This window comes from Flagellimonas ulvae (assembly GCF_049333175.1).
Classification (GTDB): Bacteria; Bacteroidota; Bacteroidia; order Flavobacteriales; family Flavobacteriaceae; genus Flagellimonas.
Map to the genome: position 1 here is coordinate 3,507,196 of NZ_CP186325.1, position 24,530 is coordinate 3,531,725.

The 24,530-nt window shown below is 39.6% G+C and carries 21 protein-coding genes and 1 pseudogene; 16 read left to right on the forward strand and 6 right to left on the reverse strand.

Annotated elements, in window-relative coordinates; genetic code table 11:
* The 6 genes and pseudogenes from ACOKFD_RS16405 to ACOKFD_RS16430 all read left to right on the forward strand — a co-directional run bounded on the left by ACOKFD_RS16405 (position 1) and on the right by ACOKFD_RS16430 (position 5,050).
* Positions 1-186, forward strand: coding sequence for a CcoQ/FixQ family Cbb3-type cytochrome c oxidase assembly chaperone (locus ACOKFD_RS16405; protein WP_298994597.1), 186 nt, complete (start codon positions 1-3; stop codon positions 184-186).
* Between the two features lie 4 nt (positions 187-190).
* A complete protein-coding gene (locus tag ACOKFD_RS16410) occupies positions 191-1,132 on the forward strand; it encodes a cbb3-type cytochrome c oxidase N-terminal domain-containing protein (RefSeq protein ID WP_422858914.1) in 942 nt (313 codons plus the stop codon).
* Between the two features lie 48 nt (positions 1,133-1,180).
* Positions 1,181-2,591, forward strand: a pseudogene (ccoG, locus tag ACOKFD_RS16415) (cytochrome c oxidase accessory protein CcoG).
* Between the two features lie 11 nt (positions 2,592-2,602).
* Positions 2,603-3,049, forward strand: a complete 447-nt coding sequence (locus ACOKFD_RS16420) for a FixH family protein (protein ID WP_422858915.1) — start codon at positions 2,603-2,605, stop codon at positions 3,047-3,049.
* A 3-nt stretch (positions 3,050-3,052) separates the two neighbouring features.
* Positions 3,053-3,763, forward strand: a complete 711-nt coding sequence (locus ACOKFD_RS16425) for a sulfite exporter TauE/SafE family protein (protein ID WP_422861029.1) — start codon at positions 3,053-3,055, stop codon at positions 3,761-3,763.
* A 12-nt stretch (positions 3,764-3,775) separates the two neighbouring features.
* Positions 3,776-5,050: an acetyl-CoA hydrolase/transferase C-terminal domain-containing protein gene (locus ACOKFD_RS16430; RefSeq protein WP_298994587.1), complete on the forward strand. Its 1,275-nt coding sequence runs from the start codon at positions 3,776-3,778 to the stop codon at positions 5,048-5,050.
* Between the two features lie 85 nt (positions 5,051-5,135).
* On the opposite strand, the gene ACOKFD_RS16435 is transcribed toward ACOKFD_RS16430, so the two are convergent.
* The 4 genes from ACOKFD_RS16435 to ACOKFD_RS16450 form a co-directional block, all read right to left on the reverse strand.
* The gene (locus tag ACOKFD_RS16435; protein WP_422858916.1) at positions 5,136-5,957 is read right to left on the reverse strand and encodes a universal stress protein; all 822 of its coding nucleotides are present in this window, start codon (positions 5,955-5,957) and stop codon (positions 5,136-5,138) included.
* 17 nt (positions 5,958-5,974) lie between these two features.
* On the reverse strand, positions 5,975-7,333 hold the full coding sequence (hemN, locus tag ACOKFD_RS16440; protein WP_422858917.1) for an oxygen-independent coproporphyrinogen III oxidase: 1,359 nt from the start codon (positions 7,331-7,333) through the stop codon (positions 5,975-5,977).
* 77 nt (positions 7,334-7,410) lie between these two features.
* Positions 7,411-8,136 (reverse strand): energy transducer TonB, encoded by a 726-nt coding sequence (locus ACOKFD_RS16445; protein ID WP_422858918.1) that lies wholly within the window; start codon positions 8,134-8,136, stop codon positions 7,411-7,413.
* Positions 8,137-8,248: 112 nt separating this feature from the next.
* Positions 8,249-9,208 (reverse strand): ROK family protein, encoded by a 960-nt coding sequence (locus ACOKFD_RS16450; RefSeq protein WP_422858919.1) that lies wholly within the window; start codon positions 9,206-9,208, stop codon positions 8,249-8,251.
* A 186-nt stretch (positions 9,209-9,394) separates the two neighbouring features.
* On the opposite strand from ACOKFD_RS16450, the gene ACOKFD_RS16455 reads away from it, so the two are divergent.
* From ACOKFD_RS16455 to ACOKFD_RS16480, 6 genes are all read left to right on the forward strand, one after another.
* Positions 9,395-10,186 (forward strand): universal stress protein, encoded by a 792-nt coding sequence (locus ACOKFD_RS16455; RefSeq protein WP_422858920.1) that lies wholly within the window; start codon positions 9,395-9,397, stop codon positions 10,184-10,186.
* Between the two features lie 19 nt (positions 10,187-10,205).
* Positions 10,206-12,041 carry an SLC13 family permease gene (locus ACOKFD_RS16460; protein ID WP_422858921.1) on the forward strand — a complete coding sequence of 612 codons (1,836 nt, stop codon included), beginning with the start codon at positions 10,206-10,208 and terminating at the stop codon, positions 12,039-12,041.
* Positions 12,042-12,058: 17 nt separating this feature from the next.
* A complete protein-coding gene (pckA, locus tag ACOKFD_RS16465) occupies positions 12,059-13,687 on the forward strand; it encodes a phosphoenolpyruvate carboxykinase (ATP) (protein ID WP_422858922.1) in 1,629 nt (542 codons plus the stop codon).
* Between the two features lie 24 nt (positions 13,688-13,711).
* Positions 13,712-15,016 (forward strand): ATP-dependent 6-phosphofructokinase, encoded by a 1,305-nt coding sequence (locus ACOKFD_RS16470; RefSeq protein ID WP_422858923.1) that lies wholly within the window; start codon positions 13,712-13,714, stop codon positions 15,014-15,016.
* A 76-nt stretch (positions 15,017-15,092) separates the two neighbouring features.
* Positions 15,093-15,392 carry an HPF/RaiA family ribosome-associated protein gene (locus ACOKFD_RS16475; RefSeq protein ID WP_298994567.1) on the forward strand — a complete coding sequence of 100 codons (300 nt, stop codon included), beginning with the start codon at positions 15,093-15,095 and terminating at the stop codon, positions 15,390-15,392.
* Positions 15,393-15,422: 30 nt separating this feature from the next.
* Positions 15,423-16,049: a hypothetical protein gene (locus ACOKFD_RS16480; protein WP_422858924.1), complete on the forward strand. Its 627-nt coding sequence runs from the start codon at positions 15,423-15,425 to the stop codon at positions 16,047-16,049.
* A gap of 250 nt (positions 16,050-16,299) precedes the next feature.
* Here the strand turns inward: ACOKFD_RS16480 and ACOKFD_RS16485 are convergent, their stop codons facing one another.
* Together ACOKFD_RS16485 and ACOKFD_RS16490 are read right to left on the reverse strand one after the other, a co-directional pair.
* Positions 16,300-17,622, reverse strand: a complete 1,323-nt coding sequence (locus ACOKFD_RS16485) for a sugar porter family MFS transporter (protein WP_422858925.1) — start codon at positions 17,620-17,622, stop codon at positions 16,300-16,302.
* Positions 17,623-17,657: 35 nt separating this feature from the next.
* Positions 17,658-18,932, reverse strand: a complete 1,275-nt coding sequence (locus ACOKFD_RS16490) for a 3-deoxy-D-manno-octulosonic acid transferase (protein ID WP_422858926.1) — start codon at positions 18,930-18,932, stop codon at positions 17,658-17,660.
* Positions 18,933-18,982: 50 nt separating this feature from the next.
* Here ACOKFD_RS16490 and ACOKFD_RS16495 point away from each other — a divergent pair, with 50 nt between their 5' ends.
* From ACOKFD_RS16495 to ACOKFD_RS16510, 4 genes are all read left to right on the forward strand, one after another.
* A complete protein-coding gene (locus ACOKFD_RS16495; RefSeq protein WP_422858927.1) occupies positions 18,983-20,137 on the forward strand; it encodes a DegT/DnrJ/EryC1/StrS family aminotransferase in 1,155 nt (384 codons plus the stop codon).
* Positions 20,138-20,139: 2 nt separating this feature from the next.
* Positions 20,140-21,156, forward strand: coding sequence for a UDP-glucose 4-epimerase GalE (gene galE / locus ACOKFD_RS16500; protein WP_422858928.1), 1,017 nt, complete (start codon positions 20,140-20,142; stop codon positions 21,154-21,156).
* Between the two features lie 109 nt (positions 21,157-21,265).
* A complete protein-coding gene (locus ACOKFD_RS16505) occupies positions 21,266-21,625 on the forward strand; it encodes a hypothetical protein (RefSeq protein WP_422858929.1) in 360 nt (119 codons plus the stop codon).
* Between the two features lie 93 nt (positions 21,626-21,718).
* Positions 21,719-24,514: a 2-oxoglutarate dehydrogenase E1 component gene (locus ACOKFD_RS16510; RefSeq protein ID WP_422858930.1), complete on the forward strand. Its 2,796-nt coding sequence runs from the start codon at positions 21,719-21,721 to the stop codon at positions 24,512-24,514.
* The last annotated feature ends 16 nt before the right edge of the window (positions 24,515-24,530 follow it).

The following is a 24,530-nucleotide window of genomic DNA, read 5'->3' on the forward strand; positions in this document are numbered from 1 at the left end:
ATGCTGAAATACGTAAAAAATCATATGGATAGTATCGAGGGAATCGCTAATTACCCTATGGTATCCTTGCTTATATTCTTCATCTTCTTTGTTCTATTGTTCTGGTGGGTAGCAACTGCATCAAAAGAGCATATTAAAGAAATGGGAGAATTGCCATTAGATAACGATTACAACAACAAACCATAAAACTATGAGTACTAGAACACCTTGGTGGATTCGCATTCCGGTCTTATTCTTTTTGATTTTCGGATTGATGGAGTATTTCATCGACTCCGGAGATAAACCGGCCATTATAGAATATCCCATTACCCAGTTTTTTATGCTGATGGTATTAATGATTCTTATTGCCATCGAACTTATTTTGAAGTCTATAGAGAATGTAATGTTCCAAACCCTTTCTGAAGAAGCAAAGGAACGTTACCTTCTTTCAAAAAATAAGAAAAGGGAATGGACATGGGCTAATAAAATATATAAAAGATTGACGCGTAGCCGTGCCATTGAAAGAGAGCAAGAAATCATCATGGACCATAACTACGATGGTATTCGGGAATTGGACAATGTACTCCCGCCGTGGTGGGTATATATGTTCTACGCAACAATCATCTTTGGGGTCATTTACCTTATCAGGTTCCATATTGCCGGGGATTATGACCAAGCCTTGGAATATGAGCAGGAGGTAGCTGCTGCAAAAATTGAAATTGAAGAATACAAAAAGACAGCCAAAAATCTGGTGGATGTAAATACGGTTGAATTTTTAGCAGATGCATCCGATTTAAATGCGGGAGAGAAAATATTCACAACCAATTGTGTAGTCTGCCACATGGCTGATGGTGGTGGTGGAATTGGCCCCAACCTTACAGACCAAAATTGGATATTGGGTGGAGGAATTAAAAATGTCTTCAACACGATTTCCGAAGGAGGTAGAGACGGTAAAGGAATGGTAGCCTGGAAACAAAGTCTAAAACCCGTAGAAATGGCTCAGGTAGCCAGTTACATTTTAACATTAGGTGGTACTACACCCGCCAATCCAAAAGCACCAGAGGGAGACATATGGGTAGACCCAGATGCAGAAGAAACAGAAACAGAGTTACCAGAACAAGTGGTTGATTCTGTGGATGTGAGTTTGGAGTAGGAAAGCTTTAAGTACGATTTATCCAATTGCTGGAAATAGAAATAAGAAATGGAAGAAAACTTTAGGGATTCCATAGGAACGATTACGGAAGAAGGGAAGAGGGCATGGATATATCCTAAAAAGCCTAAAGGGAGGTTTTATGATTATAGAAAATATGTAAGCTACACCCTACTGTTCTTCCTTTTTGCCGCTCCTTTTATCAAAATAAATGGACATCAGTTTTTGATGTTCAATGTACTCGAAAGGCGATTCAATATTTTTGGCTTTCCTTTCTGGCCACAAGACTTTCATTTGGTGGTAATCTCAATGATTGCGGGAGTGATTTTTGTGGCTCTCTTTACAGTAGCTTACGGTCGTATTTTCTGCGGATGGATGTGTCCTCAAACCATTTTTATGGAAATGGTCTTCCGTAGGATTGAATATTGGATAGACGGGGATAGAGGTGCCCAAATGCGTTTAGCTAAATCGCCTTGGAACGGAAAAAAAATTAGAAAAAGAGTGCTGAAATGGAGCGTCTTTTTCATCATTTCTTTCCTGATTGCCAATATTTTCCTGGCCTATTTAATTGGAAGTGATAGACTTATTCAATATGTCACAGATGGTCCAATGGCTCATTTGAGCACCATGGTTCCACTCTTGATTTTTACCGGGGTCTTTTACTTTGTGTTTGCTTGGTTTAGAGAGCAGGTCTGCATTATTGCATGCCCTTATGGGAGACTTCAAGGAGTCCTTTTGGATGATAAATCCATAGTTGTAGCCTATGACCATGAAAGAGGCGAAGCTGAAAATGGGCGTAAAAAATTCAGAAAAAATGAAGACCGCGATGCCTTGGGGTATGGGGACTGCATAGACTGTTTCCAATGTGTAAATGTGTGCCCGACCGGAATTGATATTCGAAATGGAACCCAGTTGGAGTGCGTGAATTGTACTGCATGTATCGAACGAGTGTGATCATATTATGGATAGCATCAGTAAACCTAGAGGACTTATCCGATATGCCAGTGAAAATGAAATAACCAAAAAAGAGAAGTTCAGATTCACTCCAAGAATGAAAGGCTATACAGCTGTACTTGGAATTTTGATATCTGTACTAATAGGAATGCTTTTCCTTAGAAATGAACTCGAGGCCAACATTTTGAGACTTCCAGGGCAGTTGTACGAAAGAAAAGCAGATAACATCATCAGCAATGTATATACCTATAAGTTAGTGAACAAGACCACCAAGGATATTGCCGATGTTAGTTTTAAACTATTGTCCCATAAGGGAACAATCAAAATGGTATCTCAAGACAGCTTTAAAGTGCCTGCTGAAGAATTGGCTGAAGGCACACTTTTTATAGAAATTAATAATTCAGCATTAAATGGCGACAAGGACCGATTGAAAATTGGGGTGTACAGTGGTGAAGAACTCATTGAGACAACAATTACCCAATTTCTGGCACCTAGGAGCTATAATTAAAATATATGGGTATGAAAATAAACTGGGGAACAGGAATAGTCATCGCTTTTATCGCATTCATTGGGTTCATCCTCTATTTTGTGATAAGGATGAGCATGGATGATCAGGCCAATCACGACTTGGTTACAAAAGACTATTACAAAAGAGAATTGGCGTATCAAAAGGAGATTGACGCCGCAAATTCGGCTTTAAATAACGAGGCAAAACTAAAGGTCAAAAAAACCAATGAAGGTTTGATCGTTGAGTTTCCAAAGCAGTTTGACTTCAAAAACATATCAGGTAAAGTGTCCCTATATAGACCGTCTAACAAGCACTTGGATTTTGACTTTCCCATAAGTTTATCCAATACACATTTGCTCATACCTGACAATCGCTTGGTGGACGGTCGCTGGGACATTACTGTATCTTGGAACTACAAGAAACAGGTTTTTTTACATAAAGAAAAACTCACGTATTAAATGTTGATTCTTACCGCCTTTGTCTTTGGTTTTTTGGGAAGCCTGCACTGTTTGGGCATGTGCGGACCAATAGCCTTTTTACTTCCGGTGGATAAAGAAAACAATCTGCGTAAAGCGGGCCAACTTACCCTTTACCATGGGGGAAGGCTCTTGGCATATGGCATTATTGGATTACTTTTTGGTTTTTTGGGGAAAGGTTTAGCCCTTTTTGGAATCCAGCAAAAGTTATCCATTATAGTCGGCGCCATTATGGTAATCTTGGTATTATGGCCAAGGAGTGGTGCCAAAGCAAATAGATTGGCGGCACCCATTTACCGACTCATAGGGAAAGTAAAATCCAAATTGGGAGCGGAACTTAAGAAAAAATCGACAGATACTTTTTTAACAATAGGCTTTTTAAACGGATTTCTACCTTGCGGTCTGGTCTATATGGCCACTCTTGGAGCAGTTGCCATGGGGAACGAGCTTCAAGCGGGCCTCTACATGGTTCTGTTTGGTGCAGGGACCATTCCATTGATGACAATGGTGGTTTTTTCCAGCAGGTGGTTAAAAGGACCTATCAAGGCAAAAGTTAAAAAAGCCATCCCTATTTTTGTGGTACTAGTTGGTGTGTTGTTTATAGTTCGAGGTTTGGGATTGGGTATACCTTATCTATCCCCAAAAGTTTCTCAAAATAACATGGCAACTGCAAAAATCGAATGTCATCAACCATAAACGAATTTAACTATGAAAATTACTTCAGTAGAAGAAGTGGTAAAAGAGGTGAAATCAGGAGACCGCGTATTCCTACAAGGTGCAGCCATGACCCCAAATGAACTTATTGACGGACTTTGTGAAAGGTACAACGAACTAAAAAATGTAGAGCTTATCTCAATACATACCGAGGGCTCTGCCAAATACGTAGAGGAACCGTATTGCAATGCTTTCACATTAAACTCATGTTTTGTGGGAGGTAATGTCCGAAAAGCAGTGAACACTCCAAGTGCCGGTTATATACCTATTTTTTTGAGTGAGATACCTTGGCTTTTCAAGAACAATATTTTGCCTTTAGATGTAGCCATTGTTCAGGTTTCTAGTCCTGATAAACATGGGTTTTGCTCTCTGGGTGTTTCCGTGGATGTTGCTTTGCCGGCTATAAGAACCGCTAAAAAGATAATAGCACAAATTAATCCTCAGGTCCCTCGAACCCATGGTACGGGAATTATTCATGTTGACGAAATTGCTGCTGCGACTGAAGTTGACAGACCTATTCATCAACATGAAACAGGAGAACTATCTGAAATCGAAAATAAGATTGGACTGAATGTGGCTTCATTAATCGAAGATGGTGCAACCTTGCAGATGGGCATTGGAAATATTCCCAACGCTGTACTTTCCAATCTAGGAAATCACAAGAATTTAGGGATTCACACAGAAATGTTTTCGGACGGTGTATTGCCCCTGATTGAGAGCGGAGTAATCAACGGTGCTGAGAAAAAGATAAAAATGGGTAAAATTGTAAGTTGCTTTGCGGTGGGTTCACAGAGATTATATGATTTTATTGATGACAATCCCATTTGTGATTTCAGGGATTCAGGCTATACAAATGATACCGCCCGAATTCGAAGAAATCCTAAAGTAACAGCAATCAACAGCGCTATTGAAATCGATTTGACAGGTCAAGTTTGTGCGGATACCATAGGTGGTAAACAGTTTTCTGGAGTAGGGGGGCAAATGGATTTCATCCGTGGTGCTTCTTTATCAATAGGGGGGAAACCCATTTTTGCCATGCCATCGACCACCAATAAGGGAGTTTCCAAAATAGTTCCTTTTTTAAAGGAAGGTGCCGGAGTGACAACAACAAGGGCACACGTTCATTATGTAGCTACGGAGTATGGCGTGGTCAATTTATACGGAATGAATCTCATGCAACGAGCTAAAGCCCTGATTTCTATAGCACATCCAGATTTTAGACAAGAACTTGAAGAGGCCGCTTACCAACGTTTTAATAATGGAGGGTAAAATGTAAAAGGGAGGCAATTGCCCCCCTTTTTTGTTGAACTACTACTTAAATATTAAACTAACCAACCAAAAAAAAGTCCAACCATTAGATTTTGAATGTGATAACTGGGATATTGGAGTGGTTGGCCACATCTTCCCCAATGCTTCCCATGAAGAAGTGGGTAAGACCTCTTCTTCCATGTGTGGGTATGCCAATTAAATCGGCACCAACAGTTTCACTAAAGTTCAATATGCCTTTTTCAACAGAATAGTCGTTATAAATTTCTACTTCGAGGCCTTCCTTGGCGAGGTTCAAGAACTTGGAAATTCGGTTGTATATATCTTCCGTGCTCAAGAATTCGTCTCCAGGCGTATTTATGTATATCAACTTCAATTCAGCATCGAAAAGCTCTGCCATTTGTTTGGCTTTTTTTAATGCCGGGATACTTTCTTCCTTGAAATCGCAAGCAAAAACAAAATTGTTCAGCTCAAAATGCTTTATTTCGCCCTTAACCACTAAGACTGGGATATCCGAAGTTCTTACCACACGTTCTGTGTTGGAGCCAATGAATATTTCTTTTAAGCCATCGGTTCCGTGTGACCCCATTACAATTAAATCTATATCATGTTTTTCAGCGATTTCGCTCACCTCTTGGAATACCTTGTAGTGTTTGATTATTGGAACGATTTTGATACCTTTTAAATAGGGTTTGTCCAAGAAATCATTGAATCGTTTTTCGCCAATTTTAATTAGATGTACCACTTGCTCTTGTGCTATGTATCCGGACTCACTCATAATGGACGGAGAGAGTTCCAACATATGAAGCACATAAAGTTCGGCATCATGTTTTTGGGCCAAAGAAGCAGCTACTTGTAGTGCATTTTCGGATTGTTCTGAAAAATCGACTGGGACAATTATACCTTTCATTTTTATGGTTTTTTAAATTAAACGGTCATCGAAAACAATCGTGTTTCCGGTTTTTTTCTGTATAGTTTTAGGTCAAATGCCATACAAATATTTCTTATGTAAGGCCTTCCCTTTTCGGTTACTTTTATTGTATTGGATTGCACATCCACCAAACCATCATTAATCATTTCGGTCAGGTTTTGTTTGATTTGGTCATAAGCTTCCAAAGTATTTTCATGGGGATTTAAACTAGTTTCATACCTACACATTAAATCGAGAATGTGTTTTCGTATGATTTCATCTTCAGTATTAAGTATATGACCCCTAAAAATGGGTAAAAGTCCATGTGATGTTAAATTTTGATATTCTTCCAAACTCTTCACATTTTGTGCAAAACCATACCAGCTATCGCTGATACTAGAAACTCCCAAGCCAATCATCAGGTTGGTTTTGGAGGGAGTATAGCCCATAAAGTTTCTGTGCAGTTTTCCTTGAACCATAGCCTGGTGAAGGTTATCTGTAGGTAAGGCAAAATGATCCATCCCCACATCACTATACCCAAAATCAGTGAGCATTTTTTTGCCCATTTCATATTGGGCTCTTTTTTCTCGGCCACTGGGAAGATCTTCATCTTTATAGCCTCGTTGCCCATTTCCTTTCATCCAAGGAACATGGGCATAACTATAGAAGGCAATTCTGTCAGGCTTCAACTCTTGGGTTTTCAAAACGGTTTGTTCCACATCTTCCAAAGTTTGAAAAGGAAGTCCGTAGATAATATCATGACCAACCGAAGTATATCCTATTTCCCTGGCCCATTCCGTTACTCTTTTCACATGCTCAAAGGGCTGAACTCTATTGATGGCTTTCTGAACGGTTTCATTACAATCTTGCACGCCAAAACAGACTCTTTTGAACCCCACGTTGAAAAGAGCCTGTAGGTGCGCTTTGGTAGTGTTGTTTGGATGTCCTTCAAAGCTAAACTCAGCATCTTGGGCTTTTTTTCCTTTTCTGAGAATTCCTAAAATCAATGTTTTAAGATTCTCAGGAGAGAAAAATGTGGGTGTTCCTCCACCCAGATGTAGTTCTTTAATTTTTGGTCGCTCCCCCAAAAGATTTACATAAAGCTCCCATTCTCTGAGTACGGCTTTTATGTATGGCAATTCTAGATCATGCCTTTTGGTGATTCTTTTATGGCAACCACAAAAAGTACACATACTTTCACAAAATGGGAGATGTATGTATAGACTTATACCTTCATCTTTATTCTCCTCGTATACCTTGGTCACAGTAGATTTCCAAAGTTTCCCAGAAAAACTTTCCAAGTCCCAATAAGGTACTGTGGGGTAACTGGTATACCTAGGCCCGGGTACGTTGTATTTTTGAATTAGATTGCACATAAATTTTAATTTCTTGGGCTAAAATAGTCCTGTGTGGTTTTAGAAAACATGACAATTATCAGTAGGCCTTCCAACAACTACTTTATCATAAAGTTTATAGGTATGGCATAAGAGATTTTAGTAGCCTTTCCTCTTTGCATTCCCGGTTTCATGGTGGGCAAAGCGGCGATAAGACGTACCGCTTCATCTTCCAATAAACGGTCAGGACCTCTTTTTTGGATATTGGTTACCCTTCCCTTTGAGTCAATATCAAATTTTATGAACACACGACCTGATATCCTCATTTCTAGTGCTGAAACTGGATATTTTAGGTTCTTTTTGATGTGTTCCTGAATTTTCTGATTAAAACATTCCCTTCGTTCTTGTTCAGTTGGACAAGTATCACAGCCAGGATATACAGGAGCATTTTCAATAATGGCAAAAGGAATGGATATTTCTTCTTCCTCTTCTCCCACCTCAACATCGTCAACTTTTACTATGGCATCTTCAATGTAAAGGTCTTGACTACTTTCCGTACTTTCTATAATGGTTTCCTCAACATCTTCCATATCCTCAACAATTTCTATAACGTCTGGGGCGGAAGGTGGAGGTGGAGGAGGGGCGGTGATGACATTTTTGGTCACAGGAACTTCTTCATCAAGATTGTCCATAACCTCAACAACATCTAGGACTTCGGTTTCCTTATCATATACTTTTACTTCAAGTGCTTGCCAAGTAACGAACAAAATTGAAGTTAGGCCTATCATGAAATAGAGACTGCTATTTCTGCCAATTTCTGCATTGGGATTCTTTTTTGGTTTCATGACGTTTACTATTTAATTGAGATAAATTTAGAGACGCCGAATGGAAAAAAATATGATAACTGTCAGGTATTCAAAGAGATGGTATATCTATCTTTTTTCAGATAAAGGGTATTTAATGTATTTGATTTTCCCAGATAAGGGCCGCAGCGCCACAAATTGCAGCGGTTTTACCTTGCATGCCGGAATGCATTAGTTTTACCTTTCCTTTATATACATCCAAAAGGAATTCATTGAAATATCGCTCCAAAGGTTCCATTATCCATTTACCGCTATTGGTAAGTCCACCCATTAGAATAAATGCTTCCGGTTGTGTGAATGCGGTAAAATTGGCAAGAGCTTGTGCCATTATTTTGGCGGTGTAGTCAAAGGCCATTAAAGCAATCTCATCTCCTTCTTCTGCAGCTTTGGTAATATCCTCTCCATGAAGGTCATTAAACGCAATGCTTCTAAACCTGCTATCTACAAGATATTTGGCCTGCATATGTAGAATGGTTCTTTTCAATCCTGTGGCTGAAACATAGGCTTCCAACCCTCCTTTTACACCAAGTCCTGTTAATCTTCCATCTCCCATGGTCATATCCACATGGCCCAATTCTCCAGCAAAACCATCAAAACCATCAATCAATTTTCCATTGGCCACAATACCTGCGCCGAAACCAGTACCCAAAGTAATGGCTATAAAGTCTGTCATGTCTTTTGCGCTGCCAAAAAGCATTTCACCCAAAGCGGCCGCACTGGCATCGTTCATAATACGCATGGGCATGGGCATTTTTTCTTGGAATTTTTCAAGAAAGGGAACACTGCCTTTCCAAAGAAGATTACTTGCACTTTCTATCGTACCATTTTTACTTGAAGCATTCGGGGCGCCAATACCACATCCCAAAAGGTTCAATGGTATATTGATACCTTCTAAAAGATTTTCTGAAGTCTCTTTTAGTTTGTTGAGGTAGTCATCCAAATTTGGGTACTCTCTGGTACGGAAAAAGGTTTTTTCAAGGCATTCCCCTTCTTTATTTACCAAACCTATTTTGGTTTTGGTGCCTCCTATATCAATGCCAATAACGATGTCCATGGTACAAAGTTGTAGATTGTTTATGTCTTAAAGGTAGCCAATATTAGGATTAAAAAAATGACATAACGAATAGAAAATCGCTAAAAAATGGCTTACCTTATAAGGGATAAACCTAAACCTGATTTCTGTCATATTTTAGGTCGAAGGGCAATTCTACATTTGATGTGATAATTAAAACTATTAGGTATGAGTGCTATTAATAAAATTCTGATTCCCTTTGATTTCTCTGAAGCTTCTGTGAATGCCCTGGAGTATACCATGAACTTTGTAGGTCCCAATAGGGATACCGATATCATTGCTCTTTATGTTGGGGTAATTCCTTCGACGGAAAGCGAAGAAAAAGAGTTAAAAGAGAATTTCAGGAAAGTCTTGGGTTCATTTAATGTGAAGACCAAAAAAGAACCTGTCTTTAACAGCGTTTCAGGAAATGTCATTGAAACCATATTAATCACCCAAATCAATCAAAAAGCCGACTTGATTATTATGGGTACGATGGGGGATAAAACCACAGATGAGGCCATTACCCATACCTCACGGCTTGTTTTAGAAGCCAACTGCCCGGTAATATCCGTTCCTTACGGGTGTGAAATCAAACAACCCAAACAAATGGCATTGGTTATGGGCAAAGACGAAATAGAAGACAAAGAGGTTCTAAACATGCTATTGACAATAGCAAGGACTTTCAATTCTAAAGTTCATGTACTTACCATTTATAAAGAATCGGTTTATGCAGAAGAAGCCATAGTGGATAGGAACGAGAATCTTTTGGAGTATTATTTGGAGCACTTTTATACCGAGCATTCATTCAGTAAGAATGAAGATATAGAACAAGGAATATTAAACTATATCAATGTTAAGGATATAGATTTGTTGGCCATTTTACCAAGAAATCACTCTGTGGCCGGGACACCCTCTGAAGGTCGTTTGACCAAGTTGCTCACGCTTCATTCAGAGATACCGGTGCTGGCTTTGGACTGATTTTATTCAATCTTGAGCTATGTACACACTGCTAGTAATACTGAGTATTACGATTTTACTTTTCATTTGGGGTAAATTCCCGCCTGATGTGGTAGCATTGATGTCCATGATTTCGTTATTTCTTTTCGGAATTCTGGATATTAAAGAAACCCTATCCGGCTTTAGCAATACAACGGTTATTATGATTGCTGCTCTTTTCATCATAGGGGAAGGATTGGCAAGGACAGGTTGGACAGCGGTTTCGGGACGTTACTTTGTAAAATGGGCTGAGAAAAATGTTCCCAGACTTTTGGTAATCATCACAACCGGTTCCAGTCTGTTATCCGGATTTGTAAGTAATACGGGTACGGTTGCAGCTTTACTTCCTGTGACCGTTGCTGCTGCATGGAGTGCTGGGAGTTTACCTTCAAAATTGCTAATGCCGGTAGCATTCGGTTCTAATACGGGAGGGCTTTTGACCCTAACAGGCACACCTCCAAACATTATTGTGAGTAACTCATTGGTAGAGAATGGCTTTCAAGGATTTTCCTTTTTTGAGTTTAGTTTAATTGGTCTTCCCTTGTTGATTATCTCAATACTGTATTTCAGATATGTCGGGTACAAGCTTTTGCCAAGTCACACTACTGAAAACAAACCGGTGGCGATTGACGAAGAGATGCATAAATGGATAGAAAATTACAGTATTGCTGACAGTATTTATCGCCTAAGAATCCGTTCCATGTCCAACCTAATAGGCACTCAGATAAAGGATTGGGATTTTGAAGGCACTTATGATGTGTCATTGATGCGATTAAAAAGAAGGCACCCCAAACCACTAAGAGGAATACCAGAGTTTGTGGAAATGCCTGGTCCGGAAACTGAGATGCGCTATCATGATATTATCACTGTCAAAGGGGATGCAGCAGCAATTGACAGATTGATGCAGACCTTTCAGTTAGGGATTATCCCACTTAAACCAGAGATGGATACACTTAAAAAAGAATTCATAAACCAAGAAGTGGGTATGGCAGAAATGATCATTACCCCAAAATCGATTTTAGTTGGCAAAACCATTGGCCTTGGTTACTACCTTAATCAAATGGAAGTGCAACTTCTGGCAGCATCAAGAAATAATAAACCCCTAAAAGGAAGAATTAAAATTGAAGCAGGGGATGCCTTTATTATTCGAGGACAATGGAAAAAGATTGAAAACTTGAAATCCCTATATGAAAATGTTGTGATTTCGGGAAGTCCAGAGGCACTTTCAAAGAATGTGGATACACTTACATTCCGAAGTTACATTGCCTTGGGTACTTTAATTCTGATGGTTTTGCTTTTGGTGTTGAATATCCTTCCTGGCGCTATAGCCGCCTTAATTTGTGCAGGAATTATGATGCTTACCGGTTGTGTTCCTATTTCAAAGGCTTACAAGGGAATCAGTTGGACCAGTGTGGTCATGATTGCGGCTATGATTCCTATGGGGTTGGCCCTTCAAAAAACAGGGTTGGCCCAAATAGCGGCCACTAGTTTGGTAGATACACTGGGAGCTCTGAGTCCGGTAGCTTTATTGGCAGGAATTTTCCTGTTGACCACCATGTTCAGTCAAACCATAAACAACTCGGCAACAGCGGTATTAATGGCACCGATAGCCATAATGGCATCCACAACATTAGGGGTGTCTCCAGAGCCTTTTATGATAGCTGTGGCAGTAAGTGCTTCCACTGCTTTTTTAACCCCGGTAGGTACAACCACCAATGCGATGGTAATGACTGCTGGTGGATATCAATTTATGGATTATGTAAAAGTAGGTGGTCCGTTGCTGCTCCTATTTTTTATTGCAACAATAGTTTTGGTTCCATGGATATGGAGCTTCTAATTTTTAATACAATAGTTATGAGTCAAGTTATGGAAAAAACAAAGGATTTAACCAAGTATGGTTTAGAAAATGTAGTGGCGCATTGGAATCTAGATGCCGAGACCCTTCAAAAAATCACCCTAGAAAAAGGAATGGGTGTGGAAAGTGATAACGGAACATTAAGTATTAACACTGGTAAATTTACAGGGAGGTCGCCAAAAGACCGTTTTTTGGTGAAGGATGATTACACGAAAGACAGAATCTGGTGGGGACGCATCAACAAACCCATTTCTCCTGAAAACTTTGACAAGCTTTATAACGAGGTGGTGAAATACCTATCCGGGAAGGAAATCTATGTTAGGGATGCAGCGGTATGCGCCGACCCTGAATATAGAACCAATGTACGTACAATTACGGAGTACCCTTGGTCCAATTACTTTATAAAAAACATGTTTTTAAGACTTCCTGAAGAAGAATTAAAAGATTTTGATGAGGATTGGCTGGTTCTTTGTGCACCTGGTTATGAGTGCCCAAATCCTTCTGAATTTGGAATCATTGCAGGCAACTTCTCTATTTTGAACTACACACGAAAGATAGCGCTAGTGGGGGGGTCCGAATATCCTGGAGAGATGAAGAAAGGGGTCTTTACCGCTTTAAATTTAATTCTGCCCGTAGATAGGAACGTACTTCCCATGCACTGTTCTGCCAACGTAGGAAAAGATGGGGATACCGCCATTTATTTCGGACTTTCGGGAACTGGTAAGACTACCCTTTCTGCGGATCCGGATAGAAAACTGATTGGAGATGATGAGCATGGATGGACTGCTGACAATACCATCTTTAACTTTGAAGGAGGTTGTTATGCAAAAGTAATCGACTTGACCGAAGAAAAAGAACCAGATATTTATCGTGCCATTCGTCCTGGAGCACTACTGGAAAATGTGGTTTTCAAAGAAGGAACCAAAGAAGTGGACTATTTTGATAGCTCTATCACTCAAAACACTCGTGTTAGCTATCCAATTGATCATATCGATAACATCCAGACCCCTTCCTATGCGTCCAATCCAAAAAATATCTTTTTCTTAACCTGTGACGCGTTTGGTGTTTTACCTCCGGTATCCAAATTGACACCAGGTCAGGCTGCTTATCACTTTATTTCTGGATATACGGCTAAAGTTGCAGGTACTGAAGCGGGCATCAATGAACCTGTGCCCTCATTCTCAGCTTGTTTTGGTGAACCATTTATGCCTTTGCATCCCGCGGTGTACGCCGAAATGTTGAGTAAGAAAATGACTGAGGCTGGGGTTAATGTTTGGTTGATAAACACTGGATGGAGTGGTGGTCCCTACGGAGTAGGTTCGAGAATCAAATTGAAGTATACGCGAGCCATGATTTCCGCTATTTTGGAAGGACATCTGGATGCAGTGGAATATGAAGCACACCCAATCTTTGGGTTGTATATGCCGAAATATTGCCCAGGGGTTCCAACGGAAATGTTGGATCCAATGAATACTTGGTTACAAAAAGGGGCATATGTAAGTAAAGCCATTCAGTTAGCACATTCGTTCCACATAAATTTTGATAAATTCGCAAGTGAGTCTTCTGAAGAAATTCTTAATGGTGGACCTCTGATTGACTCGCATCATAATTTGAACGAAGTTTTTTAATCTAAAAATCACTTGAAAGGGAAAATGGAATTTCAAAATAGAAATTTAGGTGTCCCAAAATTTAAATCTCCCCTACAGCTCAGCACTGTTAGGGGAGATAATATTTTCAATTTTGTGGGAGAAGAGGAGAAATTTGTTTTCAATCTTTCAAATGATAATTACACCCAATGCCTTAAAAAAGGTGTAGAGCCACTTTGTTTAGAGAAAGCAGGGCCAAGACAGGATTTGTTTTTTGACCCTTCAAATACCACTGCGGCAATTGTTACTTGTGGCGGTTTGTGTCCTGGAATCAATAATGTGATTCGGGGTGTGGTAATGGCCTTGCATTATTTTTACGGTATCAAGAAAATTCTGGGTGTTCCTTATGGCTATGAGGGTCTAAATCCCAATATGGGCCATGGTTTTGTAGATTTAACTCCTGATAAGGTAAAGGACATTCATCTATTTGGAGGAACGTTTTTGGAATCTTCCAGAGGTGCTCAAGATGTATCATTAATGGTAAATACCTTAGCTGAAAACAAGATAGATATCTTATTTGCCATTGGGGGAGATGGAACTTTAAAAGGAGTTGATGCCCTTGGTGAAGAAATTGCAAAACAAGGTTTGGATATTGGTGTTGTAGGAATTCCCAAAACCATTGATAATGACATCGATATTATAGATAAATCTTTTGGGTTTGAAACATCTTTTGATGTGGCAGGATCCATTTTACGTGATGCGCATAATGAGGCCGCTGGCGCCTACAATGGTATCTCCATTATCAAGCTAATGGGCAGGGACAGTGGTTTTATTGCTGCATCTGCTGCATTGGCCATGCCGGTGGTTAATCTCGTGTTGATTCCTGAGATGGATTTTCAGTTGGAAGGACCTAATGGTTTTTTTGAAGTGCTGCGGCAACGTCTTTTAAGAAAGAAGCATGCAGTAATAGTCGTTGCCGAAGGTGCAGGACAACATTTGTTCGAAAAGAAGGATGTGGTCAAAGACGCTTCAGGAAATGTACAACATCAAGATATTGGTCTTTTCTTGAAAGAAAAGATAAAAGAGCATTTTAGTGAAACTCCGCTGACCATTAAATACATTGACCCTAGCTATATTATAAGGAGTGCTCCCGCCAATTCTGGAGATAGTGTGTATTGTAGCCGGTTGGCCTATCATGCGGTGCATGGAGCAATGGCTGGCAAGACACGTTTTGTGGTTAGCAAGGTCAATAACCAGTATGTGTATGTGCCCATTTCCCAAGTGACGCAAAAAAGAAAAAAAATAGACCTAGAAAGTGAATTTTGGTTCTCCGTGTTACAAAGCACAGGTCAACCTTTCCATCTTGGCTAATCACATAAACTGACAATTGTCATTTCTTTTAGGTTGTTTCCCACGTAGTTTTGAGTGTATTTAAAATCAATAACAAATGGTAGTCAATATTCAATATCAAAAAATGAGTACAAGTGAATCCCTCAGTAAACTTCTTTTAAAGAAACTGGATAGACTTGGAACAAAATACCAATGGGTAATAAAGGCAAATGTGCTGTTTAAAGAAGAAAATGATAGAACTGGGGAAGGCAAGGTATGTGAAATTGAACTAAGTGCTCCTGGGCCGCGTTTGTTTGCTAAAGCTAATACGGATAATTTTGAGAAATCCATGGCCGAAACTATCAATGATCTTAAAAGACAACTTGAGAAAAGACAAGGTGTGTTCGTAAAACATTAATACATTTAAAAGAATCAAAACAATCCTGAAATGAAATATTTTGTCATAACCATAGTAGCAGTTCTTTTTGCAGGTTGCGCTTCACCAAAACTGGTAAGCTCTTGGAAAAGCCCAGATGCGGATTCCTATGCGGTCTACAAGGTGTTGGTAGTGGGTATGACTCAGGATGAAGAAGTAAGGACAGTTTTTGAAACCAGACTCCGGGATGCCTTGAGGGCCAAAGGTTTTGAAGCAGAAAGAAGTATGGAATTGTTCGACAAGGAATTCACGACTTCCCAAAAAACGGAAGCTGACTTGAATGAAGTAGAGCAGCGCTTGTTGGCTGAAGGTTTCGATGCTATTCTTTTGACCAAAGTGATCGGTTCGGAGAATAGGGAAACCTTCAGACGACGTATTGGGAATATAGATAATCTGTACAATCAATTCAGCAATGATTATCTAGATAACCAGAGCGTTTATTATGACACTAATTATTACGATACCTTTAAAATATATACTGCAGAAACTTCTCTTTATTGTATTTGTTTGGAAAGGGAACGGGCTTTGGTATGGAGAGGCAATATTAACGTGGCCGAGCCTGTGAAACTTGAAAAAACCATTGATTCTTACATAAAGGTCATTGAAGACGCTATGCAGAAAGAGGCTATTCTATTTTAGTTATACCTTAAAACTATAGAAGTCCAATAAAATCAAGCAGAATACAAACGGGGATTGCCACAAGTATTACAACAAGAACAAAAACCATAAGGCGCAAAAATCCCACTAGCAACTTGTTGCCAAAAGAAATTCCATCATTCATAATAGTGTAATTTTCATCAATTTACGGAATTATTCAATTACGGATTGTGGTGTAGGCAACCTAATTCGACCAACGGTCTTGTTTTGCGTTTGTAGTGTAAAAATTGGATTAGGTTTGCTTTCGACTTAAGCTTTTTCCTAGTTCTTCAAGACTGATACCTTTGGTTTCTGGCATCATAAAGAAGACCCAAAGTAATTGTAAGACCATCATAAAGGCAAAAAATCCAAATACAATTCCAGGACCAATCTTACCAAATAGAAAAGGAACGAAAGAGGGAATCAACGCAGCCAATACCCAATGCGTTGAACAACCAAAAGCTTGACCTGAGCCTCTAAGATGGTTTGGGAATATTTCCGAAATAAACACCCAAATAACAGCTCCTTGCCCAATAGCGTGCGAAGCAATAAAAACAAATAGAAAAATGGGCACGGCCATACCTGTCCAGTTGAAAAAGAAGGCCGCAGAAACCAAGGCTAAGGAAATGATATAGCCAACAGACCCAAAATACATCAACTGCTTTCTTCCTAATCTATCAATCAGATAAATTCCTATTAAAGTAAATACAAGATTGGTAACCCCTATACCTATACTGCTTAGCAACGCAGTGCTTTCGCCTAAACCGGCAAGCTCAAAAATCCTTGGGGCATAATATAGGAAAGCGTTTATTCCTGACCATTGATTGAAAAAGGCAATCAAGAAAGCCAAAATCAAAGGCAACCGATATTTTGTCATAAAAATGGTTTCGCTACTACCAGAAGAAACCATATTGATGACATCTTCTTTAAGTTCATCCAAGCTAAGGTCCAATTGTAGGGATTGAATGACCTGGTTAGCTTCATCAAATTTGTTCTGTACCACTAACCAGCGAGGACTTTTAGGTACCTTAAAAACCAAAATGGTATATATAATTGCGGGAATTGCTTCAGCGCCTATCATAAATCGCCAGTCTTGGTCACTAATTCCACTTAAAAGGTAGTTGGATAAGTAGGCTACTAAAATGCCAAACACAATGTTGAATTGGTACATGCCAACCAGCTTGCCTCTGTTCTTGGCAGGGGCAATTTCAGAAATGTAGGATGGAGCGGCAATTGTAGAAGCTCCAACACCCAAACCTCCAATAAATCGGAAGACTGCGAAACTAATTGGGTCGTTTGCTAAAGCGGAACCAAGCGCGGAAATGGAATACAGAATGCCAATCCATACCAAGGTTTTCTTTCTGCCCAGTTTATTTGTGGGAATAGCACCAAATAGAGCCCCGATAACCGTCCCCCACAACGCCATGCCCATAACTACCACGCCATGAAATGTGTCTGAAGAGTTCCAAAGTACTTGAAGTTTTTTATCAGCTCCAGAGATGACTACGGTGTCAAAGCCAAAAAGAAATCCGGCAAGAGCCACAATAATGGCAATCCATAAAATTTTGCGTTCCATAATGGGATGGTTGATTTTTTTAAAGCTAAGGAAAATTATAGAATCGAATGGATATGCTCCATTATCTGTTTTGAAGCACCCTGTTTGGTTTTAATATATGAAGTGTTTATTTGTCCAGTTTTTGCGAGAAAGGAAGGTTCGTTTAGAAATCGTGACAAGATTTTATCAAATGAATCACTATTGTCTATTGGATGAATTCCTTTTTCTTCAACCAATTCCTTTGCCTCTTTGAATCCCTGGTATTGTGGACCGATTATAACCGGAATACCAAAAACTGCAGGTTCCAAGGTATTGTGAAGTCCCGTGGCAAAGCCACCACCTACATAGGCGATATCTGCATAGCTATACACTTTAGTAAGCAGCCCTATTGTGTCTATGATTAAAACATCAACCTTAGAAACATCCAGTGTCCCCAACTCAGAGTATTTCATCACAGGTTTGGAAATACTTTGAACCAATTTGTCCAATTGTGTAGTTTTCATGGTGTGCGGTGCTAGCACAAATTTGATGGTTTCCGTACAAGAGTTAATGAACGCTATCAAAATTTTTTCGTCCTCTGGCCATGTGCTGCCTGCAACAAAACAGGTTTTGTTCTGCTTGAACATATCCATAAAATCCAACCGATTGTCTCTATTCAAAATTTCAGATACCCTATCAAAACGGGTATCACCACTTACGGTCACATTTTTTAAATCAATCGACGCAAGAAGTTTTTTGGAGTTTTCATCCTGGACGAAGAAATGATTGAAAGTTTTAAGGGATTTGCGCATAAACCCACCATAAGACTTGAAAAAAATCTGCCTTTTAGAAAACAAAGCGGAAATCAATAACACCGGAATCTTTCTTTTTTCAAGTTCTTTTAATTGATTGGGCCAGATTTCATACTTAATGAAAATGGCTATGGAAGGATGTGCCAAATCAAGAAAACGCTTCGCGTTTGAATGGGAATCCATTGGGAGGTAAGCCACCACATCTGCCGGGGTACTGTTTTTCTTTATCTCATAACCTGAGGGAGAAAAGAAGGTCAATAAAATCTTATGGTTGGGATAATCAGTTTTTAGATTTTCCAGTACAGGAAGTCCCTGTTCGTATTCTCCCAAAGAAGCTGCATGAATCCAAATGACTTGGTCACCTTTCGCAATCTTCTCCTGTAGCACGGATAAAGCCTCTTTTCTTCCGGACACGAACAATCGAATCTTTTCACTGAATAAGGAAACTAAATGAAGCGCAAACCAAACTACGGAAACAAGAAGATTATAAATCAATCGCACGCAAGGGTATTTTCTGCTAAAATACATTCTTTCAGACATAGGTTATTACAGCATCTTTATTTCTTAATTTTGAGGCACAATCCGTTTTCATGAAAAAAATACAGATGGTTGACCTAAAAGGTCAATATGAAGAGATTAAGGAAGAAGTGAATTCCTCAATTTCCGAAGTTTTGGATTCCTCGGCCTTTATCAACGGCCCTAAAGTCCATGAGTTTCAAAAAAATTTGGAAGAATACTTGGACGTAAAGCATGTAATTCCCTGCGCAAATGGTACCGATGCACTTCAGATTTGCATGATGGGTTTGGGTTTGAAGCCAGGTGATGAGGTAATCACGGCTGATTTTACATTTGCTGCAACTGTAGAAGTGATAGCATTGCTTAATTTGACACCTGTTTTGGTTGATGTTGACAGGGACACCTTCAACATTGATGTAAAAGCCATTGAAAAAGCGATTACTCCAAAAACCAAGGCAATTGTTCCCGTACATCTTTTTGGTCAATGTGCAGATATGGATGCCATTTTGAAATTGGCGGAAAAGCACAATTTGTATGTAATTGAAGACAATGCCCAAGGTATTGGCGCTGTCCACACTTCAAAAGACGGCACCAAGAAAAAGGCAGGAACCTTAGGGCATGTGGCTTCTACTTCTTTTTTTCCATCTAAAAATCTAGGATGCTATGGAGATGGAGGAGCTATTTTTACAAATGATGATGATTTGGCTCATATCATACGCGGAATGGTCAATCATGGGATGTATAAGCGCTATCATCATGATGTAATCGGCGTGAATTCCAGATTGGATTCTATTCAAGCTGCGGTTCTGAATACAAAATTGCCCAAGCTTGATGAATATAACAACAAGCGAAGGGAAGCTGCTCGAAAGTATTCAAAAGCACTATCTGTGCAAGAACATATCATTCTTCCTAAAACTGTGAATGGGTGCGAAGGTATTTGTGATATATGTGATTGTCATGTATTTCATCAGTATACTGTACGAATTTTAAACGGGAAAAGAGATGGTTTAGCACAACATCTTTCTGAAAACAACGTTCCTTGTGGAGTATATTATCCAATTCCGTTACATAAGCAAAAAGCCTACGTAGATGAGCGTTATGACGAAGCTGATTTTCGAGTGACCAATCAACTGGTCAAAGAGGTTATTTCGTTACCTATGCACACCGAACTGGATGATGAACAAATAGAGTTCATAACCAAGTTGGTTATCAACTTCGTAAATTCATAACTATGAAAATATTGGTAACTGGTGGTTTGGGATTTATAGGTTCCCATACCGTAGTTGAACTTCAGAACAAGGGTTTTGAAGTGGTCATTGTAGATAATCTTTCTAATTCTTCGGAAAACGTATTGGATGGTATTGTGGCCATTAGCGGCAAGAAACCATTTTTTGAAAAGATGGACCTTAGAGATAAATCCGCAGTTCAACATTTTTTCACTAAACACGGAGATATTGAAGGTGTCATCCATTTTGCGGCTTCTAAAGCTGTAGGTGAAAGTGTGGAAAACCCGTTATTATATTATGAAAACAATTTGGGTGTTTTGGTTTATCTGCTTCAAGAATTGACCAAAAAAGAGGGAGCAAGATTTATTTTTAGTTCCTCATGCACGGTTTACGGACAGGCAGATGAAATGCCCATTACAGAAAATGCACCTGTCAAACCCGCTGAATCCCCTTATGGAAACACCAAGCAGGTTGGAGAGGAAATCATTAAGGATACGTGTAAGGTCAATCCATCCTTGTCGGCTATAGCCTTGCGTTATTTTAATCCCATTGGAGCCCATCCTACTGTTGAAATCGGGGAACTGCCTATTGGGGTACCTCAAAATTTGGTGCCATACATTACTCAAACAGGTGTTGGTTTAAGAGAACAACTTTCTGTTTTTGGGGATGACTATCCAACTGAAGACGGAACGTGTATCCGAGACTATATTCACGTTGTGGATGTCGCCAAAGCTCATGTTGTTGCATTGCAAAGGTTGCTTGAAAACAAAAACGACCAGAATTATGAAGTTTTTAATTTAGGTACAGGCAAGGGAAGTTCTGTTTTGGAAGTGATTCATAGCTTTGAACATGTTTCAGGTAAAAAATTAAATTACAAAATTACGGATAGAAGGCCTGGAGATGTTATTCAAGCATATGCAGATACGCAAAAGGCAAACAAGGTTCTAGGTTGGGAAGCACAATCCTCTTTGGATGAGGCCATGAAATCCGCTTGGGATTGGGAACAAAAAATAAGGGCATAGTACCAATTTGAAAACTCGCTATTTAGCGAGTTTTTTTTATACTTTTTACATGTTTCCGACCTATCTTAGTGATATGGATTAACCCAATTTGGTTTTAATTGTTGCTCAAATGGCTAGCTCTCCAAATGAAGATAGCATACAGGTTCTTGAAGAAGCAAAACGTTCAGAACTATATGAAAAGCTGGTGGCCCAGTTGAAAAAAGATTTTGAATTGGCCAATATCCGTTTGAATATTTCAGACAATCCATCCCCAGAAAAGCTTAAAACCGAACTTCACGAAAAGGTGTATCGTCTTATTTTGGAACAGTTTCCAGAGTATTTAAATCTACTCTACATCGTGGATGTGTCGGAGGATAAGGTGAGGGAGATTGAAACGACTGATGTGGTCGATATGGCGGAGGCGGTTTCTTTTCTAATTTTGAAAAGGGAGTGGATGAAGGTTAGTTTAAGACGACGGTTTGAAACCTAAAGTTTTATTTGTCTCTAAGTTTGTTCAATAACCATGGGGATTTATTGTATTTTTGTGTTAATTTTTTAGATTGATTTTAGTTAAAGGCGGTCAATGGATAAATATTCCTTTTTAAACGCTGCGCACACCTCTTTTTTTGCAGAGCTGTATGACAGATACCTAACAAGTCCGGATAGTATTGAGCCCAGTTGGAGGGCTTTTTTTCAGGGATTTGATTTTGGACTTGAAAGCTCCTTGGATGAGTTGGATTTTACTTCTTCTAATGGAACTTTGGCACTTTCCAATGGACAACAACTAGAGGTTCCACAATCCCTTCAAAAAGAATTTCAGGTTATCAAGCTTATAGATGGTTATCGTTCCAGAGGACATCTGTTCACCCAGACCAATCCAGTTAGGGAACGAAGAAAATACGAACCTACTTTGGAGCTATCCAATTTTGGACTTTCTGAAGCTGATTTGGAAACCACTTTTGATGCCGGAAAGATATTAGGAATTGGCCCAAGTCCACTTAAGAATATCATCGGCCATTTGGAACGTATTTATTGCGATGCCATTGGGGTAGAGTACATGTATATACGTACCCCAGAGCGTATTCAGTGGATTCAAGAGTGGCTTAATGTGAATGACAATCATCCCAGTTTCTCTGCGGATGAGAAAAAGAATATACTAAGAAAATTGAATGAAGCTGTATCCTTTGAGAGCTTCCTTCATACAAAATATGTAGGTCAAAAACGATTTTCACTGGAAGGTGGGGAAACTTTGATTCCTGCTTTGGATGTTATCATTGAAAAAGCAGCTGATGCCGGTGTAAAGCAATTCGTAATGGGAATGGCTCACAGGGGTCGGTTGAATGTGTTGACCAATATTTTTGGAAAATCCCCAAAAGACATTTTCAGCGAATTTGATGGAAAAGATTACGAAGAAACCATCTTTGATGGAGACGTAAAATATCACTTAGGATGGACGTCAAGACGAGAGACGGATTCAGGAAAAATTGTCAATATGAACATCGCGCCCAATCCTTCTCACTTAGAAACCGTAAACTCCATTGTTGAAGGTATTACCAGGGCCAAACAAGACCGGGACCATCAGGAAAATGTATCAGAAGTACTCCCCATTTTGGTTCACGGTGATGCGGCTTTTGCGGGTCAGGGTGTGGTTTATGAAGTTGTTCAGATGGCCCGATTAGATGGATATCAGACCGGAGGCACCATTCACATTGTGGTCAACAATCAGATTGGATTTACCACCAATTATTTGGATGCTAGATCATCCACCTATTGCACAGATGTAGGCAAAGTGACTTTGTCACCCGTACTCCATGTGAATGCTGATGATGCTGAGGCTGTGGTCCATGCAGCAACTTTTGCTTTGGAGTATCGGATGCGATACAAGCGAGACGTTTTCTTGGATTTATTGGGGTATAGAAAATATGGACATAATGAAGGAGATGAACCCAAGTTCACACAACCTCTATTATATAAATCAATTTCCAAGCACAAGAACCCTAGAGATATTTATGCTGAGAGATTATTGGCCGAAGGAATCATTGATGCCGACTATGTAAAAAGTCTTGAGGTAGAGTATAAAAAGAATCTGGAAGAAGACTTGCTCGACTCCCGAAAAATTGAAAAAACGGTCATTACGCCTTTCATGCAAGACGAGTGGGAAGGTTTTGGACAAGTAGTGGAAGATACGATGCTGGCTCCAATGGATACTTCCTATGATTTGAAAAAGTTGGATGAGGTGGCTAAAAGTATCACGGTGCTTCCTGAAGAAAAAAAATTCCTTAGAAAATTGGAACGTTTGGTACAAGGGCGTCACAAAATGTATTTTGAGTCCAATCAACTGGACTGGGCCATGGGAGAATTATTGGCTTATGGTTCTCTGATTGAAGAAGGATTTGATGTTCGAATGACAGGACAGGATGTGGAGCGAGGAACATTTTCACATCGTCATGCCGTGATCAAAACAGAAATGCATGAAGAAGAAGTGACCTTATTAAATGAGTTGGGGAAAAACCAAAACGGTAAGTTCCATATCTACAACTCGTTGCTTTCAGAATATGCCGTTATGGGCTTTGATTATGGCTATGCCATGGCAAGTCCAAAGACCTTGACCATTTGGGAAGCGCAGTTTGGGGATTTTAGCAATGGAGCGCAAATTATAATAGACCAATATTTATCGTCAGCAGAAGACAAGTGGAAACTACAGAACGGATTGGTGTTGTTGTTGCCACACGGCTATGAAGGTCAAGGAGCAGAACACTCTTCGGCCCGAATGGAAAGATATCTTCAGCTTTGTGCCAAGGACAATATGTTTGTGGCCGATGTTACTACCCCGGCAAATATGTTTCATTTGTTACGTAGGCAAATGAAGGCGCAGTTTAGAAAACCGCTGGTTGTATTTACACCCAAGAGTCTGTTGCGTCATCCAAAGGTGCTTTCAACCAAAGAAGAAATGGCCAATGGAAGTTTTCAAATGGTAATAGATGATACCAATGCAACTGCTGCCAAAACTAAGACCTTGGTGTTCTGTACTGGTAAATTCTATTATGATTTGTTGGATAAAAAAGAAAAGTTGAAAAGGGAAGACGTGGCTTTGGTTCGTGTTGAGCAGTTGTTCCCGTTGCCTGCTGATGAAATTAGAAAGCTCATTAAAAAATATAAAAAAGCAGATGATATTGTTTGGGCTCAGGAAGAACCGCGTAACATGGGGGCTTGGGGTCATTTGTTGATGCATTTGGATGAAGCCAAACAGTTTAGGGTGGCTTCACGAAGATTTTATGGAGCACCCGCAGCTGGAAGTGCGGTTCGTTCCCAAAGACGTCACGCCCAGGTATTGGAGTACGTTTTTGATAAGAGTAAGGACAATATGTTAATTCAATAATATAAAAGCATAAACA

What these genes read in the sequence shown, in the direction of transcription:
- ACOKFD_RS16405 (WP_298994597.1), top strand. Translation starts at nt 1, where the DNA reads ATGCTGAAATACGTAAAAAATCATATGGATAGTATCGAGGGAATCGCT.
- ACOKFD_RS16410 (WP_422858914.1), top strand. Translation starts at nt 191, where the DNA reads ATGAGTACTAGAACACCTTGGTGGATTCGCATTCCGGTCTTATTCTTT.
- ACOKFD_RS16420 (WP_422858915.1), top strand. Translation starts at nt 2,603, where the DNA reads ATGAAAATAAACTGGGGAACAGGAATAGTCATCGCTTTTATCGCATTC.
- ACOKFD_RS16430 (WP_298994587.1), top strand. Translation starts at nt 3,776, where the DNA reads ATGAAAATTACTTCAGTAGAAGAAGTGGTAAAAGAGGTGAAATCAGGA.
- ACOKFD_RS16435 (WP_422858916.1), bottom strand. Translation starts at nt 5,957, where the DNA reads ATGAAAGGTATAATTGTCCCAGTCGATTTTTCAGAACAATCCGAAAAT.
- hemN (WP_422858917.1), bottom strand. Translation starts at nt 7,333, where the DNA reads ATGTGCAATCTAATTCAAAAATACAACGTACCCGGGCCTAGGTATACC.
- ACOKFD_RS16445 (WP_422858918.1), bottom strand. Translation starts at nt 8,136, where the DNA reads ATGAAACCAAAAAAGAATCCCAATGCAGAAATTGGCAGAAATAGCAGT.
- ACOKFD_RS16450 (WP_422858919.1), bottom strand. Translation starts at nt 9,208, where the DNA reads ATGGACATCGTTATTGGCATTGATATAGGAGGCACCAAAACCAAAATA.
- ACOKFD_RS16455 (WP_422858920.1), top strand. Translation starts at nt 9,395, where the DNA reads ATGAGTGCTATTAATAAAATTCTGATTCCCTTTGATTTCTCTGAAGCT.
- ACOKFD_RS16460 (WP_422858921.1), top strand. Translation starts at nt 10,206, where the DNA reads ATGTACACACTGCTAGTAATACTGAGTATTACGATTTTACTTTTCATT.
- pckA (WP_422858922.1), top strand. Translation starts at nt 12,059, where the DNA reads ATGAGTCAAGTTATGGAAAAAACAAAGGATTTAACCAAGTATGGTTTA.
- ACOKFD_RS16470 (WP_422858923.1), top strand. Translation starts at nt 13,712, where the DNA reads ATGGAATTTCAAAATAGAAATTTAGGTGTCCCAAAATTTAAATCTCCC.
- ACOKFD_RS16475 (WP_298994567.1), top strand. Translation starts at nt 15,093, where the DNA reads ATGGTAGTCAATATTCAATATCAAAAAATGAGTACAAGTGAATCCCTC.
- ACOKFD_RS16480 (WP_422858924.1), top strand. Translation starts at nt 15,423, where the DNA reads ATGAAATATTTTGTCATAACCATAGTAGCAGTTCTTTTTGCAGGTTGC.
- ACOKFD_RS16485 (WP_422858925.1), bottom strand. Translation starts at nt 17,622, where the DNA reads ATGGAACGCAAAATTTTATGGATTGCCATTATTGTGGCTCTTGCCGGA.
- ACOKFD_RS16490 (WP_422858926.1), bottom strand. Translation starts at nt 18,932, where the DNA reads ATGTCTGAAAGAATGTATTTTAGCAGAAAATACCCTTGCGTGCGATTG.
- ACOKFD_RS16495 (WP_422858927.1), top strand. Translation starts at nt 18,983, where the DNA reads ATGAAAAAAATACAGATGGTTGACCTAAAAGGTCAATATGAAGAGATT.
- galE (WP_422858928.1), top strand. Translation starts at nt 20,140, where the DNA reads ATGAAAATATTGGTAACTGGTGGTTTGGGATTTATAGGTTCCCATACC.
- ACOKFD_RS16505 (WP_422858929.1), top strand. Translation starts at nt 21,266, where the DNA reads ATGGCTAGCTCTCCAAATGAAGATAGCATACAGGTTCTTGAAGAAGCA.
- ACOKFD_RS16510 (WP_422858930.1), top strand. Translation starts at nt 21,719, where the DNA reads ATGGATAAATATTCCTTTTTAAACGCTGCGCACACCTCTTTTTTTGCA.